Annotated in this window: 14 protein-coding genes and 2 tRNA genes; 9 read left to right on the top strand and 7 right to left on the bottom strand. The window is 60.0% G+C overall.

Annotated features, from left to right (window positions below; translation table 11 throughout):
- Nucleotides 1–3: 3 nt before the first annotated feature.
- The 4 genes from cysW to WDZ78_RS11295 form a co-directional block, all read right to left on the bottom strand.
- Entirely contained in the window at nucleotides 4–876 is an 873-nt protein-coding gene (gene cysW, locus WDZ78_RS11310; protein ID WP_425673063.1) for a sulfate ABC transporter permease subunit CysW, read from the bottom strand.
- On the bottom strand, nucleotides 869–1,726 hold the full coding sequence (gene cysT / locus WDZ78_RS11305) for a sulfate ABC transporter permease subunit CysT (RefSeq protein ID WP_425673062.1): 858 nt from the start codon (nucleotides 1,724–1,726) through the stop codon (nucleotides 869–871). The genes cysW and cysT overlap by 8 nt, the downstream gene beginning before the upstream one ends.
- Before the next feature lie 196 nt (nucleotides 1,727–1,922).
- Nucleotides 1,923–2,948: a sulfate ABC transporter substrate-binding protein gene (locus WDZ78_RS11300; protein WP_020009570.1), complete on the bottom strand. Its 1,026-nt coding sequence runs from the start codon at nucleotides 2,946–2,948 to the stop codon at nucleotides 1,923–1,925.
- A gap of 444 nt (nucleotides 2,949–3,392) precedes the next feature.
- Complete coding sequence (locus WDZ78_RS11295) at nucleotides 3,393–3,833, bottom strand: RrF2 family transcriptional regulator (RefSeq protein WP_111781800.1); 441 nt, start codon at nucleotides 3,831–3,833, stop codon at nucleotides 3,393–3,395.
- A 204-nt stretch (nucleotides 3,834–4,037) separates the two neighbouring features.
- On the opposite strand from WDZ78_RS11295, the gene WDZ78_RS11290 reads away from it, so the two are divergent.
- Genes WDZ78_RS11290 through cysN form a run of 3 tightly spaced genes read left to right on the top strand, consistent with a single transcriptional unit; the run spans nucleotide 4,038 to nucleotide 7,286 of the window.
- Nucleotides 4,038–4,820, top strand: coding sequence for a phosphoadenylyl-sulfate reductase (locus tag WDZ78_RS11290; RefSeq protein ID WP_425673061.1), 783 nt, complete (start codon nucleotides 4,038–4,040; stop codon nucleotides 4,818–4,820).
- Between the two features lie 28 nt (nucleotides 4,821–4,848).
- Nucleotides 4,849–5,802 (top strand): sulfate adenylyltransferase subunit CysD, encoded by a 954-nt coding sequence (cysD, locus tag WDZ78_RS11285; protein WP_020009567.1) that lies wholly within the window; start codon nucleotides 4,849–4,851, stop codon nucleotides 5,800–5,802.
- The gene (cysN, locus tag WDZ78_RS11280) at nucleotides 5,802–7,286 is read left to right on the top strand and encodes a sulfate adenylyltransferase subunit CysN (RefSeq protein WP_129564567.1); all 1,485 of its coding nucleotides are present in this window, start codon (nucleotides 5,802–5,804) and stop codon (nucleotides 7,284–7,286) included. Before cysD ends, cysN begins: the two co-directional genes overlap by 1 nt.
- Before the next feature lie 822 nt (nucleotides 7,287–8,108).
- Here cysN and WDZ78_RS11275 read toward each other — a convergent pair.
- Nucleotides 8,109–8,185, bottom strand: a tRNA-Pro gene (locus WDZ78_RS11275).
- Between the two features lie 264 nt (nucleotides 8,186–8,449).
- On the opposite strand from WDZ78_RS11275, the gene WDZ78_RS11270 reads away from it, so the two are divergent.
- The 4 genes from WDZ78_RS11270 (at nucleotide 8,450) to WDZ78_RS11255 (ending at nucleotide 11,858) form a co-directional block, all read left to right on the top strand.
- A complete protein-coding gene (locus WDZ78_RS11270) occupies nucleotides 8,450–8,872 on the top strand; it encodes a hypothetical protein (protein WP_003509022.1) in 423 nt (140 codons plus the stop codon).
- Nucleotides 8,873–9,260: 388 nt separating this feature from the next.
- Nucleotides 9,261–10,976 (top strand): malate dehydrogenase (quinone), encoded by a 1,716-nt coding sequence (mqo, locus tag WDZ78_RS11265; RefSeq protein ID WP_425673060.1) that lies wholly within the window; start codon nucleotides 9,261–9,263, stop codon nucleotides 10,974–10,976.
- Between the two features lie 299 nt (nucleotides 10,977–11,275).
- Nucleotides 11,276–11,557, top strand: a complete 282-nt coding sequence (locus WDZ78_RS11260) for a type II toxin-antitoxin system ParD family antitoxin (protein ID WP_425673059.1) — start codon at nucleotides 11,276–11,278, stop codon at nucleotides 11,555–11,557.
- Nucleotides 11,547–11,858: a type II toxin-antitoxin system RelE/ParE family toxin gene (locus tag WDZ78_RS11255; RefSeq protein WP_111784577.1), complete on the top strand. Its 312-nt coding sequence runs from the start codon at nucleotides 11,547–11,549 to the stop codon at nucleotides 11,856–11,858. Before WDZ78_RS11260 ends, WDZ78_RS11255 begins: the two co-directional genes overlap by 11 nt.
- Before the next feature lie 11 nt (nucleotides 11,859–11,869).
- Here the strand turns inward: WDZ78_RS11255 and WDZ78_RS11250 are convergent.
- A tRNA-Gln gene (locus WDZ78_RS11250) sits at nucleotides 11,870–11,944 on the bottom strand.
- 202 nt (nucleotides 11,945–12,146) lie between these two features.
- On the opposite strand from WDZ78_RS11250, the gene WDZ78_RS11245 reads away from it, so the two are divergent.
- On the top strand, nucleotides 12,147–13,055 hold the full coding sequence (locus WDZ78_RS11245; protein ID WP_020812866.1) for an MBL fold metallo-hydrolase: 909 nt from the start codon (nucleotides 12,147–12,149) through the stop codon (nucleotides 13,053–13,055).
- 92 nt (nucleotides 13,056–13,147) lie between these two features.
- Here the strand turns inward: WDZ78_RS11245 and WDZ78_RS11240 are convergent, their stop codons facing one another.
- Nucleotides 13,148–14,068, bottom strand: a complete 921-nt coding sequence (locus WDZ78_RS11240) for a DUF1499 domain-containing protein (RefSeq protein ID WP_425673058.1) — start codon at nucleotides 14,066–14,068, stop codon at nucleotides 13,148–13,150.
- 357 nt (nucleotides 14,069–14,425) lie between these two features.
- On the opposite strand from WDZ78_RS11240, the gene WDZ78_RS11235 reads away from it, so the two are divergent.
- On the top strand, nucleotides 14,426–15,790 hold the full coding sequence (locus WDZ78_RS11235; RefSeq protein WP_425673057.1) for a dicarboxylate/amino acid:cation symporter: 1,365 nt from the start codon (nucleotides 14,426–14,428) through the stop codon (nucleotides 15,788–15,790).
- Nucleotides 15,791–15,837 lie beyond the last annotated feature (47 nt).

The following is a 15,837-nucleotide window of genomic DNA, read 5'->3' as shown; positions in this document are numbered from 1 at the left end:
CTTTCAATGCTTGCCGGCTGCGTTGCCCGCGCCAAAGCGTATTTCGAGAATGGTTTTGAGAACGAGCGTCACGAGCGCCAGACCGGCCAGCAGCGTCGCCACGGCAAAGGCTGCGCCGATATTGTACTCATTATAGAGTATCTCGACATGCAGCGGCATGGTGTTGGTCTCGCCGCGAATATGGCCCGAGACCACCGAGACGGCACCGAACTCGCCCATGGCGCGGGCGTTGCAGAGCAGCACGCCGTAAAGCAGGCCCCATTTGATATTCGGCAGCGTGACATACCAGAAGGTCTGCCAGCCGGAAGCGCCGAGCGAAATCGCCGCTTCCTCATCGCCATTGCCCTGATCCTGCATCAGCGGGATCAGTTCGCGCGCGACGAAGGGAAAGGTGACGAAGATGGTCGCGAGCACGATGCCCGGCACGGCGAAGAGGATTTCGATGCCGTAGCTCTTCAGCCATGGCCCCAGAACGCTGTGGGATGAGAACAGGATGACATAGACCAGACCTGAGATGACCGGCGAGATCGAAAACGGCAGGTCGATGAGCGTGATCAGGAACGCCTTGCCCTTGAATTCGAATTTCGCAATCGCCCAGGCGGCCATCACCCCGAAGATCAGGTTGAGCGGCACCGAAATGGCGGCGACGAGCAGCGTCAGGCGGATGGCGGAGAGCGCATCCGGCTCAACTATCGCCTCCCAGAAGCTTTCCGCACCCTTGCGGAAGGCTTCGAAGAAGACCGAGACCAACGGCAGAACCAGAAAAGCAGCGAGGAATACGAAGGCTATCGCGATCAATGCCAGCCGGGCGGGAAAGCTCTCGCTGGCGGGGTCGCGGAACGGCCGGGGGGACGTGCGGGGAGCGGTCTCAGACATAACCGTACCTCTTGCGGCTCCAGGCCTGAATGAGATTGATGAGGAACAACATGGCGAACGAGATGATCAGCATGATGGTGGCGATGCCGGTCGCGGCCGCATAATTGAACTCCTCCAGCCGGATGACAATGAGGAGCGGCGCGATTTCCGAGACGTAGGGAATATTGCCGGCGATGAAGATGACCGAGCCATATTCCCCGACACCGCGCGCGAAGGCGAGCGCAAAACCCGTAAGGATGGCGGGTGTCAGGCTCGGCAGCAGAACGCGGGTGATGGTCTGGAAACGGTTGGCGCCAAGCGTCGCCGCCACCTCCTCCACCTGACGGTCGATCTCTTCCATGACCGGCTGCACGGTGCGGACCACGAAAGGCAGACCGATGAAGATCAGCGCAATGACGATGCCGGTCGGCGTAAAGGCGATTCTGATGCCGAAGGGTTCGAACAGCGAGCCGACCCAGCCGCGATTGGCATAAAGCGTGGTGAGCGCGATACCGGCAACCGCCGTCGGCAGGGCAAAGGGCAGATCGACGATGGCATCGACAAATCGGCGGCCGGGAAAACGGTAACGGGTCAGAACCCAGGCGACGATGACGCCGAAAACCGCGTTGACCAGCGCCGCCAGAAACGCCGTACCGAAGCTGACGCGCAGCGCATTCAGCGTGCGGCTACCGGTGGCAATCGCAATGAAATCTGAAAAACCCAGTTTCGCCGTGGACCAGATGAGGCCGCCGAGCGGAATAAGAATGATGAGAAACAGATAGGTCACTGTGTAACCAAGCGTCAGGCCGAAGCCCGGTATGACGCTAGACTGCCGCCATTTCCACCTGTTTCCGGATGTATTATTGCTCATCAAGGCTCCGGATAATCTTTGTTTTGGCGCATTTCCGGAGAGAAAACCGGGGTCCACTTTTCCTGGAAATGCTCTCTGGGAGCCGGTGTTCCCCGGCGTTTATTATAAAGGATCGACCGGCGCGGTGTCCGGTCGATCAGGCTCTCATTGTCTTGTCCCTGCGGATGGGTGATCGCGTTTTCACCCCATCATCCGCTTACTTTGCGGGCTTGTAAATCTGGTCGAAGATGCCGCCGTCACCGAAATGTTCCGGCTGCGCCTTGGCCCAACCGCCAAACTGCGGATCGTCAATGGTGACGAGCTTGATGTCGGGCAGCTGCTTCAGCAGATCCTTGGAGACCACGGCGGGGTTGGACGGACGGTAGAAGTGTTTCGCCGCAATATTCTGGCCCTCGTCGGAATAGAGATATTGCAGATAGGCTTCCGCCGCCTTGCGCGTTCCCTTGGCGTCGACATTGGCGTCAACCACGGCGACCGGCGGTTCGGCAAGGATCGAGATCGGCGGCACGACGATATCGAAGGCGTCAGCGCCGAATTCCTGGCCGGCGAGATAGGCTTCGTTTTCCCAGGCCAGCAGCACGTCACCGATCTGGCGCTGGGCGAAGGTCACCGTGGAGCCGCGGGCGCCGGTGTCGAGAACGGGAGCGCGCTTGTAGAGCTCGCCGACATAGGCCTTGATCTTGTCCTTGTCGCCCTTGAATTCTTCATTGGCCCAGGCCCAGGCGGCAAGATAGTTCCAGCGCGCGCCGCCCGAGGTCTTCGGGTTCGGCGTGACGATCTGCACGTCGCCCTTTACCAGATCGCCCCAGTTATGAATGCCTTTCGGGTTTCCCTTGCGCACCAGGAACACGATGGTCGAGGTATAAGGCGAGGAATTGTGCGGCAGGCGGGTACGCCAGTCCTTGTTGATCTTGCCGGAGTTCTGGACGATGGCGTCGATATCGCTCTGCAGCGCCAGCGTCACCACGTCGGCCTCAAGGCCGTCGATAACCGAGCGCGCCTGCTTGCCGGAACCGCCATGCGACTGCTGGATCGTGACGTCCTCACCAGTGTCGGCCTTCCACTTCTTGGCAAAGGCTTCGTTGAAGTCCTTGTAGAGCTCGCGGGTCGGGTCGTAGGACACGTTGAGCAGCTTGGTCTGCGCGGCGGCCGAGCCAGCGCCGCCAAGTGCCAGTGAAAGGCTAAGCGCAACAACGCTCAAACCGGACAGAAGCTTGGACATCGGTATTCCCTCCTGATTGCGATGGCTTAACTCTACCGGTTGAGTAGAGTTGGTCAATGAGGCCGAATACGATCGAAAAAGTGTTTCCCGAGAGCGTTTCCCCGGGCAACAAATACAGCGCAGCATAAGCGAAAGGCGCAACAAGCGTCGTGTAAAACTTTTCTGAATGCAAAAGCATTTCACATTTTTGGCGATTTTTTACCGCGATGGCGAAAAATATTATGGGGTTTTAGACGATTTTTTCGTCTGAGCGGCATGAGGGGATGGGGGAGACGTATCAGCACAGGGCTGTCCGTTCAGCGGACTTAAGCTCACGGGTAGACACGGCGCACCCTTTCCCTCCACCCTCATTCCTGTGCTTGTCACAGGAATGAGGGTGGAGGGAGGCGCCCACACAGGAGAAGCAGTTCCACTGAGCAGTCTTTGAGTTTGCGGTCCGATGCGTCAGGCCGTCAAAAGCTCCGGCACTTCGACACCGGCAACGGCATCGGCAATGGTCGTATTGAAAAGGATATTGCGCGTCGCATCGGCCACTCGGGCAAAGACGTGGCGGATTTCGCACTGCTTCTCGCCGTCACAATCCTCGCAGCGGCGATAGGCGGTCTGCGACAGGCACGGCAAGGGGGCGAGCGGTCCGTCGATGAGGCGCAGCACCTCGCCGAAGGTGATATCCGAGGCCGGGCGCGCCAGGAGATACCCGCCCTGCTTGCCGCGCCTGCTCTCGACGATGCGTTCCTTCTTCATTTCGAGAAGTATCTGTTCCAGAAACTTTTTCGGAATGGCCTGTTCGCGGGCAATATCGGAAATCTGCACAGGACAGCCGCCGTCGGCCTTGGCCAGCGAAAGGAGCGCCCTCAGCGCATATTTTGCCTTCTGCGAAATCATCGTAAAACCAGTAGACCACAAGCCCGGGAACCCGGCAATTCCGGCTTAGCGCAGAAGTTGTCACAATTCAAATCCAAGCTGCAAAGAAGGTGAACGGGCATCTTTTGCTCATACCAAGCGCGCGTGAGGCATTTTTGCTCTCAAGTGCAGCGCACAAAGACTGTCATTTCTGTTCCAGAGGCCGGATTTCAACAATAATCGGCCATGGAAATCCCGGACGTGACAATGACGATCAATTCAGCAAATGCCTCTGCCGATGCCGCTTCCCTCGACGCCACGCTTGCCGGGCTCGATCTTGCGGGACGACTTTCCTTCATCGCCGGTCTCGGCGGCCGTGCGGTCTTCACCACCAGCCTCGGTATCGAGGATCAGGTCATCACCGCCGCCATCGGTACGCACCGCTTGCCGATCGATGTCGTGACGCTGGAAACCGACCGTCTGTTCAAGGAAACCGTCGATCTCATCGATGAAACCGAAGAACGTTTCGGCATTGAAATCCGTCGCTTCCGGCCCGAGCAGGACGATATCGACGCCTATGCCGCGAAATACGGCCTCAATGGCTTTTACGAAAGCATCGAGGCGCGCCACGCCTGCTGTCATGTCAGAAAGCTGATCCCGCTCGGCAAGGCGCTTGATGGCGCCGCCTTCTGGATCACCGGCCTTCGCCGCGGCCAGTCGGGCAACCGTGCGACCACGCCCTTCGCCGAGTTCGACGCCGAGCGTCATCTGATCAAGATCAATGCTCTGGCGGACTGGGACATCGACCAGATCAAGGCCTATGTCGCGTCCGAAAACATTCCCGTCAATCCGTTGCATGCGCGTGGATACCCCTCCATCGGCTGCGAGCCGTGTACACGCGCCATCAAGCCCGGCGAGCCTGAGCGCGCCGGACGATGGTGGTGGGAAAACGACGAGAAGCGCGAATGCGGTCTTCACGTCGCCGGTGCGGAACAGACATCCGCCGTTTCCGCCATCCCGCAACGATAATCATTCAGTACATTTTCCGGAGTTCACAATGTCCAACGCAGTCCACGAGACGGACAGCAAGAATACTGTCGCATCCAAGCCGCCGCTCGATCCCCATCTGAAGGCGCTTGAAAACGAAGCCATTCACATCTTCCGCGAAGTCGCCGCCGAATTCGACAATCCCGTGATGCTCTATTCCATCGGCAAGGATTCATCCGTGCTGCTGCACCTGGCGCGCAAGGCCTTCTTTCCCGGCCGCATTCCCTTCCCGCTGCTGCACGTCAATACGGGCTGGAAGTTCAAGGAAATGATCGAGTTCCGCGACAATATCGTCAAGGAATATGATCTCGACCTGATCTCCTATACCAACCCGCGCGGCAAGACGGAAAATGTGACGCCCTTCTCCCACGGATCGGCGCTTTACACTGACATCATGAAGACCGAAGCGCTGCGTCAGGCGCTCGATGCCGGCCAGTTCGATGCGGCCTTCGGCGGCGCACGCCGCGACGAGGAAGCGAGCCGCGCCAAGGAGCGCATCTACTCCTTCCGCACGCCCGACCACAAATGGGATCCGCGCAACCAGCGCCCCGAACTGTGGAACATCTATAACGGCATGGTCCGCAAGGGCGAAAGCGTGCGCGCCTTCCCGCTCTCCAACTGGACCGAGGTCGATATCTGGCGTTACATCGAAGCGGAAAACATTCCGCTGGTGCCGCTCTATTACGCCGCCGAGCGTCCTTACATCGAGCGCGACGGCATGATGATCCTTGCCGAAGACGAGCGCCTTGAACTGTTGCCCGGCGAAGAGATCAAACACGGCTCGATCCGCTTCCGCACGCTCGGCTGCTTCCCGCTCACCGGCGCGATCCGTTCAGAAGCCACAACGCTTCAGGAGGTCATCGCCGAGCTGGAAATCGCCACCGTTTCCGAACGGCAGGGCCGCGCGATTGACCGTGACCAGTCCGGCTCGATGGAGAAGAAGAAGCGCGAGGGCTATTTCTGATGAGCACCGCCGCCGCCAACACCCCCTCCTCTTCCGCCACCATCCTGCCCTTTGCCGAGCATTCGAAGGCAGCGCGCGATACGCGCCCCTTGCGGCTCATCACCTGCGGCAGCGTGGATGATGGCAAGTCGACCCTGATCGGCCGTCTTCTCTGGGACACCAAGGCCGTCAAGGAAGATCAGGCCGCCACCCTGCACCGCGACAGCGGCAAGCAGAACGATCTCGGCCTGCCCGATTTCGCGCTGCTGCTAGACGGCCTGCAGGCGGAGCGCGAACAGGGCATCACCATCGATGTCGCCTATCGTTATTTCGCCACCGACCGGCGCGCCTTCATCGTTGCCGATACGCCCGGCCACGAGCAATATACCCGTAACATGGCGACCGGCGCTTCCACAGCCGATCTCGCCGTGCTGCTCGTTGATGCCCGCACCGGCATTCTGGAACAGACGCGCCGCCACGCCACCATTGCGGCGCTGATGGGCATCCGGCAGTTCGTGCTGGCCGTCAACAAGATCGACCTGACGCATTACGACAAGGCCGGTTTCGAGCTGATCGCCCACGAATTCCGCGAGTTCGCCTCCAACCTCGGCATCAAGCAGATCACCGCCATTCCGATGTCGGCGCTGAAGGGTGAAAACGTCGTTCTGTCAGGCAAGGCCGCCATGCCCTGGTATGAAGGCCCGACGCTGGTGGAAACGCTGGAGTTGGCCACCGTACGCTCCGCGCAGTCCGGCGGCTTCCGCCTGCCCGTGCAGCGCGTGTCGCGGCCGGGTGAAAGCTTCCGTGGTTATCAGGGCACGGTTGCCGGCGGTTCGGTGAAGCCGGGCGACAGCGTCGTCATCCTGCCGTCAGGCATGGTCGCCAATGTCAAGCAGATCGTCACTTTCGATCTGGTGCGCAATGCGGCCGTCGCGGGTGACGCAGTCACGCTGGTTCTCGACCGTCAGGTGGACGTATCGCGCGGCGACATGATCGTCTCCATCGAGGCGCAGCCGCAGACGGGCCTTGCCTTCGACGCGCAGATCGTCGCGTTGCAGCCGGGCGGCATCGAAGCGGGCAAGCGTTACTGGCTGAAAAGCGGCAGCCGCCGCCAGCGCGTCAGCGTCCAGCCCGTCAGCCAGCTCAACCTCAAGGAAGGCGAATGGCAGGCGCATGAGACCTCGCTGCCGATGAACGCCATCGGCAAGGTGCGGCTTTCCTTCGACGAGACGGCGATCTTCGATGCCTACGAACAGAACCGCTCAACCGGCTCGTTCATCCTGATCGACCCCGACACCAACAACACGGTGGCGGGCGGCATGATTGCCGGCAAGCGGAGCGTCGGCGCGACGGAAGAACAGGGTGACCGCGTGATTCTCTCGCTGCCCGCCGATCTCGCGGAAAAGCTGCTGGCGAGCGAACTCCTGGCAAGACACCGCGACGAAATAGACATCCGCCGCACGGACGCTGCCACAGCCTCGCGGCTGATCGGCGACCTCAGCTGACAGGCACAGGCATAGACAAACAAAAGGCGACCGTCAAAACGGTCGCCTTTTTCGTTTGAGAGGTTCTTCCGTGTAAAAGACTTGGGATCAGCTTAAAACACGAACATATAAAGCAGAATAATCACCACGACCGGAACGCCCATAGCCCACAGTGCAATACCCTTCAGCATGTTATCCTCCATTGTTGTATGGTTAGATAACGGCTGAGGCGGCTTTCCGATCCATGTTGCTCTCCTGATTTTTACGGGTTGTTTCTCGTCCGCACAGAAACCCGTTTGTTCATTCGCCGTTCATGCGCAAAAGGCGAATTTGCGTGCGGTCGCTCCGCCAAGCGGCCCAACAGAGGCTCGTTGTTTGAAAAAACAGCGGGCCTCTTTTTTGATCGCGATAAGTTGATCATGCCGATGGCCCCGGATTTCAGGGCTTGTGACCGTCATGGATAACTTCTTGGATTGTGGACGAGAATTGACGCTTCTAAGACGGTCCGTGTCGCGCGTCCCCTGAAACAAGGCCGCGACATTGAGGCCTGGCGCTTGGCGGAGCGACGGGCCTCTTTTGTTCGGGCGGCCGGCTCAAGCGACGGTGCAGCTTCACATCCACGAGCAGGAAACGCTCTCCGCCCCCTAAAGCAGGCACCAATTGAAGAACGGGAGTTTGAAGGCGCCTATCCGCATCTGTGCCCTGATTTTCAGGCAAGATCCACGAATGCATTCCAACCGGTTCTGATTTAACAGGGACGGTTTCGGTGCGAGGCTTTGATCTGGAGATTTTCAGGAAGTATCGGGATGAGTTGCAAGCCGCTGTATCTATTGGGCTTCAAGCTGGTCGGAGTGAGAGGATTCGAACCTCCGACCCCGTCGTCCCGAACGACGTGCGCTACCAGACTGCGCTACACTCCGTGACCAGCGGCGCTTCTATAGACCAGCCTCCGGCATTCGACAAGCGGCTTATTGCATTTTTTGTGACAAGTTTTCCCCATCCGTTGAAACAGCCCTGCCAAGCGCCTGCGGCACCGCCTGGACGCCCTCAAAACGTTACAAAAAAGCAATTGTGGCAGGAAATTTTCGTCAAGCCGCCCACCTCCCCTGCCCGCCGTCTCCAAATCTGCTAGGGGAACGGAATGACCGGCGGGAAGCCGGACACGGCACAAAGGACATTTCATCATGCTATCTCGCAGCGTAACGCTCGCAGCGTTTGCCATTGCGCTCTCGGCCTGCACCACTTCCACGGGCGGCTCCACTCCTTCTTTCACCCAGAAGAGCCCCGTTGAGACCCGCTGGGTCGGCCAGTCCGCAGGTATTTTCTTCGCAAAATTCGGCCCGCCGCTGAGCGATACGGAAACCGGCAGCTCCACCGTCTATAACTGGCGTGGCGGCTACAAGAAGGCCACCATTCCGGCCAGGTTTGAAGAAGGCAAGGATGGGAAGAAGGGTCGCCAGATCTCGCCGGCCCGCACCGCCTCGCTCTCCTGCACCGTGCAGCTCGTCGTTTCCAGCGACTACAAGATCACCGCCGTGCGCACCGTCTCCGACCGCCCCGGCGTCAACGGCCCGAGCTATTGCGCGGAATTCCTCGCCGCAAACTGATCTTCGGCCACAAACCGAACGCGCCAAGGCCCGCCCGAACCGGCGGGCCTTTTCACTTTTTCGGGATTTTTGTCATTTTTCTGAAAAAAAATCGGCCCGCAGCGGCATTGCGCCAGCCATGATGGCCGGCAAGGTGCAGCCGGGCGGGCTTTTTGCGATATCGGGCGCAGAGAACCCTTTCAACCGTTTGAAAGCATCGCCTAATCTTCACCGCCCTAAAAATGACGATCCGCAAATATGCAAAATTCGCTGACGCGACCATATGCCCCGGCCAAATCCCTGCAAAAACGCTTGAACTGGAGTGAATGGGGCCGGGTTGTGCCGATTTACGCTTTGTTGTAACGGGGCGATCGGGAGGAATGTTTTTAACACAAAACAAGAATCAGGTATGGCCGTGACTCCCATCGATCAAGACAAATCCCAGCTCACTGATCTCTCCCATGCATTTCCGCTGAACCGCCGACAGGTTCTGGGCGGCGCGCTCGCCGGAATTGCCGCAGCGGCGCTGCCCTCTTCTCCGCTTCTCGCCAATACGGCCGCCAAGAAGGTCGATGTGCTTTTGATCGGCGGCGGCATCATGAGCGCGACACTCGGTGTGTGGCTGCGCGAACTGGAGCCCACCTGGTCGATGCAGATGCTGGAGCGGCTGGACGGCGTGGCGCTTGAAAGCTCGAACGGCTGGAACAATGCCGGCACCGGCCACTCGGCGCTTGCCGAGCTCAACTACACACCGGAAGACGACAACGGCAACATCAAGATCACCCAGGCCGTCAACATCAACGAATCCTTCCAGATTTCCCGGCAGTTCTGGGCCTGGCAGGTGCGCAACGGCGTCTTGAAGAACCCGCGCTCCTTCATCAACCACACGCCGCATATGAGCTTCGTCTGGGGTGACGAGAACGTCGCCTATCTGGAAAAGCGTTATCAGGCGCTCAAGGCCAGCCCGCTTTTCGCCGGTATGGAATTCTCCACCGATCCCGAGCAGATCAAGAAGTGGGTGCCGCTGATGATGGAAGGCCGCGATCCTTCCCAGAAGATCGGCGCGACCTGGTCGCCGCTCGGCACCGACATGGAATTCGGCGAAATCACCCGCCAGTTCGTATCGCATCTGCAGAGCGACCAGAATTTCGACCTTCAGGTCAATAGCGAGGTTTCCGATATTCAGCGTAATGCCGATGGCAGCTGGCGCGTGACCTACACCAATACCAAGACCGATGCCGAACAGGTGGTGGACGCGAAATTCGTATTCATCGGCGCTGGCGGCGGCGCGCTGCATCTGTTGCAGATGTCCGGCATTCCGGAAGCGGACGACTATGCCGGTTTCCCGGTGGGCGGCTCGTTCCTGATCAATGAAAACCCTGATGTGACGATGCAGCATCTGGCCAAGGCCTATGGCAAGGCCTCGGTCGGCTCGCCGCCCATGTCGGTTCCGCATCTCGATACCCGTGTGCTGGGCGGCAAGCGCGTCATCCTGTTCGGACCTTTCGCCACCTTCTCCACCAAGTTCCTGAAGGAAGGCTCTTATTTCGACCTCGTCTCCTCGGTCACCACAAGCAATGCCTGGCCGATGGTGCGCGTCGGCATCGACGAATATCCGCTGGTGGAGTATCTCGCCGGCCAGCTGATGATGTCGGATGACGACCGCTTTGCCGCGCTGAAGGAATATTTCCCGAACGCCAAGCAGGGCGAATGGCGTCTGTGGCAGGCCGGCCAGCGCGTGCAGATCATCAAGCGCGACGACGAAAAGGGCGGCGTGCTGCGGCTCGGCACCGAAGTCGTCGCTGCAGGGGATGGCAGCATCGCCGGCCTGCTCGGCGCTTCGCCCGGCGCTTCCACCGCAGCACCGATCATGCTCAGCGTTCTCGAAAAGGTCTTCAAGGACAAGGTGGCAACGCCGGAATGGCAGACGAAGCTTCGCCAGATCGTGCCGAGCTACGGCACCAAGCTTAATGACGACCCGGAAAAGGTGCGTGAGGAATGGGCTTACACCGCCGAACACCTGCAGCTGCCGACGCCGCCGCAGATCGACCTTGAGGCGCTGAAGGGCGCCGGTGCGGCGCCTGCGGGCGCGCCGGTGAAGAAGGTGCCGGATATCGCGCTTTAAGGCTTAGGTGCGATCTAGGATTGGACGCCGCGTGTCTTTGGATGCGCGGCGTTTTTGTTGGAGACTACTACTTCGCCCGCGCCCTCATCCTCGGCCTTGTGTCAAGGACTGACACATTCAATAAAATCAATCATTCGCAGATACTCAGGACAGCCCAGAGCATGACGAAGGAGAGGTTTTCCGACCTCCCGGCATCCAGTGCACACCGATCCATTGCCATTAAAGGCGTCGAAAAAATATCTCGTGTCAAAAACCATTTGGTAGTAATAATTCCTACCAAATATCCATGGAGAAATGACATGGCCAATGTTGAAAAGATCAGCGTTTCGGTAACACCCCAGCACGCCGAAATATTGCGCGACGCCGTGGAAAGCGGTGCCTATGCCAGCAGTAGCGAAGTCATCAGGGAAGCGATGCGCGACTGGTCGGCAAAATGGGTTCAACGACGCGACGATATCGCCAAGCTGCGCGCGTTGTGGAGCGAGGGCAAAGCCAGTGGCGGTTCAACCGAAGTGGATTTTGACGAGATGCTCGATGAAGCGCGTGCAGAACTGGCTTCGTTGAAAAATCGTGACCATTAAGCTTGTCTGGACGCCCCGCGCACGCAGCGATGTGAAGAAAATATATGTCGATATCGGTAAGTCGCAGCCCTTGGCCGCGGAGCGGTATTTTGCCCGATTCCGCGCTAAAGCGGAGAGTCTGATTGACCATCCTCATCTGGGCGAACGCCACCCGGAAATTTTTCCATCTGCCCGCATGCTCATCGAGGCACCTTACGTCATTCTCTACGAAACCGTGCCGGATACCAATGGCGACGAAATACGTTCCGTCGAAATCGTTCGCGTGATCGATGGCCGCAGGGATCTGAGAACGTTGTTCTGACTTGGAATAGATGGCTGGGGCGCCAGGATTCGAACCTGGGAATGCCGGTACCAAAAACCGGTGCCTTACCGCTTGGCGACGCCCCAACAGGGCAGTGAAGCGAAACGCCGCTGCCCGAACCGGGCCTGATTATCAAAGCCTGCCCGGCCCGGCAATGACCCGGCGACCAATTTTTTCACAAAACCCAAGCTTTTTGGGTGCCGTGGCGAAGTTCGCATGTTAGGGCTTGGGCGGTGGCGCGGTTGAGGCCGTGGCTCAAGCTGGCATGGCATTTTTCAGGAGGTCTCGATGGCGGACCCGGCATTCGATCTCGATTTCAGGCCGGCCTATGGCGAGGCGGTTCCTGTCGCCCCGCTCATCCAGCGCATCACCGTTAACAATCCTTCCGCCTTCACCTTTCACGGCACCAACAGCTACATCGTCGGCGACCGCTCTGTTGCCGTCATCGATCCCGGCCCGGAGGATGAGGCACATTTTCAGGCGCTGTTGGCGGCGCTTGATGGCCGCGAGGTCACCCATATCTTCGTCAGCCACACCCATCGCGATCACTCGCCGCTCGCCCGGCGGCTGAAGGCGGCGACCGGCGCGCTGACGGTGGCGGAAGGTCCGCATCGCGCCGCCCGGCCGCTGCATGTGGGCGAGACCAATCCCTTTGCCGAAAGTTCCGATACGGCTTTTGTGCCCGATATCGCGCTTGGCGATGGGCAGAGCCTTTCCGGCGACGGCTGGACGCTGACCGCGCTGCATACGCCGGGGCACACGGCCAACCACGCCGCCTTCGCGCTTGATGGCAGTGGCATCGTCTTTTCCGCCGATCATGTGATGGCCTGGGCTACCACCATCGTCGCACCTCCTGACGGGGCGATGAGCGATTACATGGCCTCGCTGGAGAGGCTGCTCACCCGCGACGACCGGCTGTTCCTGCCCGGCCACGGCGGCCCGGTCACCGATCCCTCGGCCTTCATGCGCGGGCTACGCGCTCATCGACGTATGCGGGAAAAGGCGGTTCTGAAGCGCATCCGCGAAGGCGACCGGCTGATCGCCGATATGGTGAAGGTGATCTATGCCAGCACCGACAAGCGCCTGCACGGCGCGGCCGCCCTTTCCGTGCTGGCGCATATAGAGGACCTGATCGAAAAGGGCGAAGTGCGGACAGATGGTGCGCCTTCGCTGCTGGGCGAATATTTTCCGGCGTGATGAGGTTTTGACGCGCGAATTCTCACGATGCTTTCGTCGCTCGCCGCCCGTTCGACGGGGAACGAGCGGGTGCCACAACAAGACAAATAGCCTCAGTTGTCGTTCAGCCCCTGCATCTCCGCATCCAGCGCATCGAGATAGGCTTCCGCAATCGCCGCCCCCATGCCGAGATCGTGTGGGCCGTAGCGGGAAGCGACGCGGACATCGACGATGGTGGTTTCCGCCTCTTCTTTCAGGCGAATGAGGATATCGAAACGCAGGCCCCAGATGCGGGTACGGGTTTCACCCTGCATCAGCACAACACCGCTGCCATTGAAAAAGGTGGGCAATGGCGCGTCAGTCGGGCGGGCCATGGGCACCGGCACGATGGAGGGCAGGTCCTCCACCGGCCCCTCTTCCGCGGGCTGTGTCCTGTCCTGCTCGGGAATGCCGGCAGAGGGCGCGTCTTCCGCCCCGATCACCCCCTTTGTGTGGGTGATGCGGATAGTCTGGGCGGCGGCCATTTTCTTCGCGGCGGCATAGATGCGGTCGATCGCGCCTTCATAACGGCGGCCGGCGAGGCTGGCATAGGCCTCCATCTGCGCATCCCGGTCGGCCTTGGTGATGACAGCGGGCCGCACCATCCATTGCTGATTGGCCGCAGGCGTCACCAGCCATTCCGGCACATCGCTCAGGTCGGTGGAGATGTCGTAAATCTTCGGCTGCTGCCAATAAAGAAAGGCGCCGTAACCGACCACGCCGAGCGGCAGAGCCGAAAGAAGCAGCGCCGCCAGCGCCGAAAGGCCGCCGCGCGCACCCCTGGTCCACAACCGCTCTAGACCAATCAGCGCCAGAAGCACGGCCGCCAGAGCGATGCCCGCGGCAATGATGAGCAGACCGACGAGATCAGGTGTCGTCAGCGGCCCGAAACGGTGAATGCCGGCGGCGATGAGAAACAGCACAAGCGCCGCAAGACCCAGATACCGGGAAAGATAGGCTGCAACCGAAAAAGGCCGGACGAAACGCACAGTCATGAAAGCGGATATCCGTTAGATCGCATTGGCTAAAAAGCGTTGCACCCGAATTCTGGCAGGGAATCACCTGCATATGATGTCATAGACCGGATTTACGGCGAGGAAAACAAAGGACGGGTTTGATCCGCAAGCCAAAATGCGAAAACCTCCCGTCAGGAGCCGGGAACGGAAGCGCGATGGGGCGGAACATTTTTCTGAGAATTCGCCATCTGCGAGAATAATTCCCCGGCAACGCAACAAATACGCACGTTCATCCCTTAATTGCTGAGGAAATCGGCGTATCCTCGGCGACCTCCCTCGAGAATGCGTGTAAAAAGTGCAACATTCTCGTTTTCTTGCACAATAAAGAGACATGTCATGTCACAGGCAACGACGTCCGCCGGCCCCTCCGGGCCTAAACCCTTTTATCGCAATTTCGGCTTTCAGGTTCTGATCGCCATGGTCATCGGTCTGCTGCTCGGGCTCGTTGCGCGCAACATCGGTCCCGATGCCGCCGGCAGCCCGAACTGGCTTTCGGTGACGCTGCAGACTATCGGCAGTATTTTCGTGCAGCTTTTGCGCGCTCTGGTTCCGCCGCTGATCTTCACGGCCATCGTCGCCTCCATCGCCAATCTCAAGAACCTCTCCAATGCGGCAAAGCTCGTCTGGCAGACGCTTTTGTGGTTTGCCATCACCGCGCTGATCGCCGTGGTCATCGGCATCGTGCTCGGCCTCGTCATCCAGCCGGGCGTCAACACGGCGATTGCCAATACGGCAGCGGCGGCACCCTCCTCCACCGGCTCCTGGCTCGACTTCCTGAAAGGCCTCGTCCCGGCCAACGTGTTCGGCCTCGAAGCCTCGACCAAAATCAACAACGGCGCAGGCAGCACCTCGCTGAACTTCAACGTGCTGCAGCTTCTCGTGGTGTCGATCGCCTTTGGCGTCGCGGCGCTGAAAGCGGGCAAGGCGGCGGAGCCGTTCCTCGCCTTCAACCAGTCGCTGCTCGCGATCGTGCGCAAAATCCTGTGGTGGGTCATCCGCCTCACCCCCATCGGCACCATCGGCCTGCTTGGCCGCGCGGTTGACCAATATGGCTGGACGACGCTGTCGCAGCTCGGCTGGTATGCGGCGGCAGTCTATATCGGTCTAGCGCTGGTGCTGTTCGTGGTCTATCCGGCCCTGCTTCTCGCCCACGGCCTGAAGCCGTCACGCTTCTTTGCGGGCGCATGGCCGGCCATCCAGCTCGCCTTCGTGTCGCGTTCCTCCATCGGCACCCTGCCCGTCACCGAAACCGTGACGGAAAAGAGCCTCGGCGTGCCGCGCGAATATGCCGCCTTCTCCGTGCCGCTCGGCGCCACCACCAAGATGGACGGCTGCGCCGCCATCTATCCGGCGATTTCGGCGATCTTCATCGCGCAGTTCTTCCAGGTGCCGCTCGGCATTCAGGACTATGTGCTGATCGTTTTCGTCTCGGTGCTCGGTTCCGCCGCAACGGCCGGCCTGACAGGTGCTGTGGTCATGCTGACGCTGACGCTGTCCACCCTCGGCCTGCCGCTCGAAGGCGTGGGCCTGCTGCTCGCCATCGACCCGATCCTCGACATGGGCCGCACGGCGGTCAACGTTGCCGGTCAGGCGCTGGTGCCCACCATCGTCGCCAAGCGCGAGGGCATCCTCAATGAGGCCGCCTACAACAACACCAAGGACATCGACGCGCTCGATGACCGGGAAGTCGTGGCGGCCTGACCGCGATCATCGTGGGGCGTTTCCGGTAAAACGGAGACGCCCCAACG

It is taken from the genome of Agrobacterium sp. M50-1 (genome assembly GCF_049843495.1).
Taxonomy (GTDB): Bacteria; Pseudomonadota; Alphaproteobacteria; order Rhizobiales; family Rhizobiaceae; genus Agrobacterium; species Agrobacterium radiobacter.
Note: the sequence above shows the minus strand (reverse complement) of the source record. Positions and strands in the feature narration are given on the sequence as shown.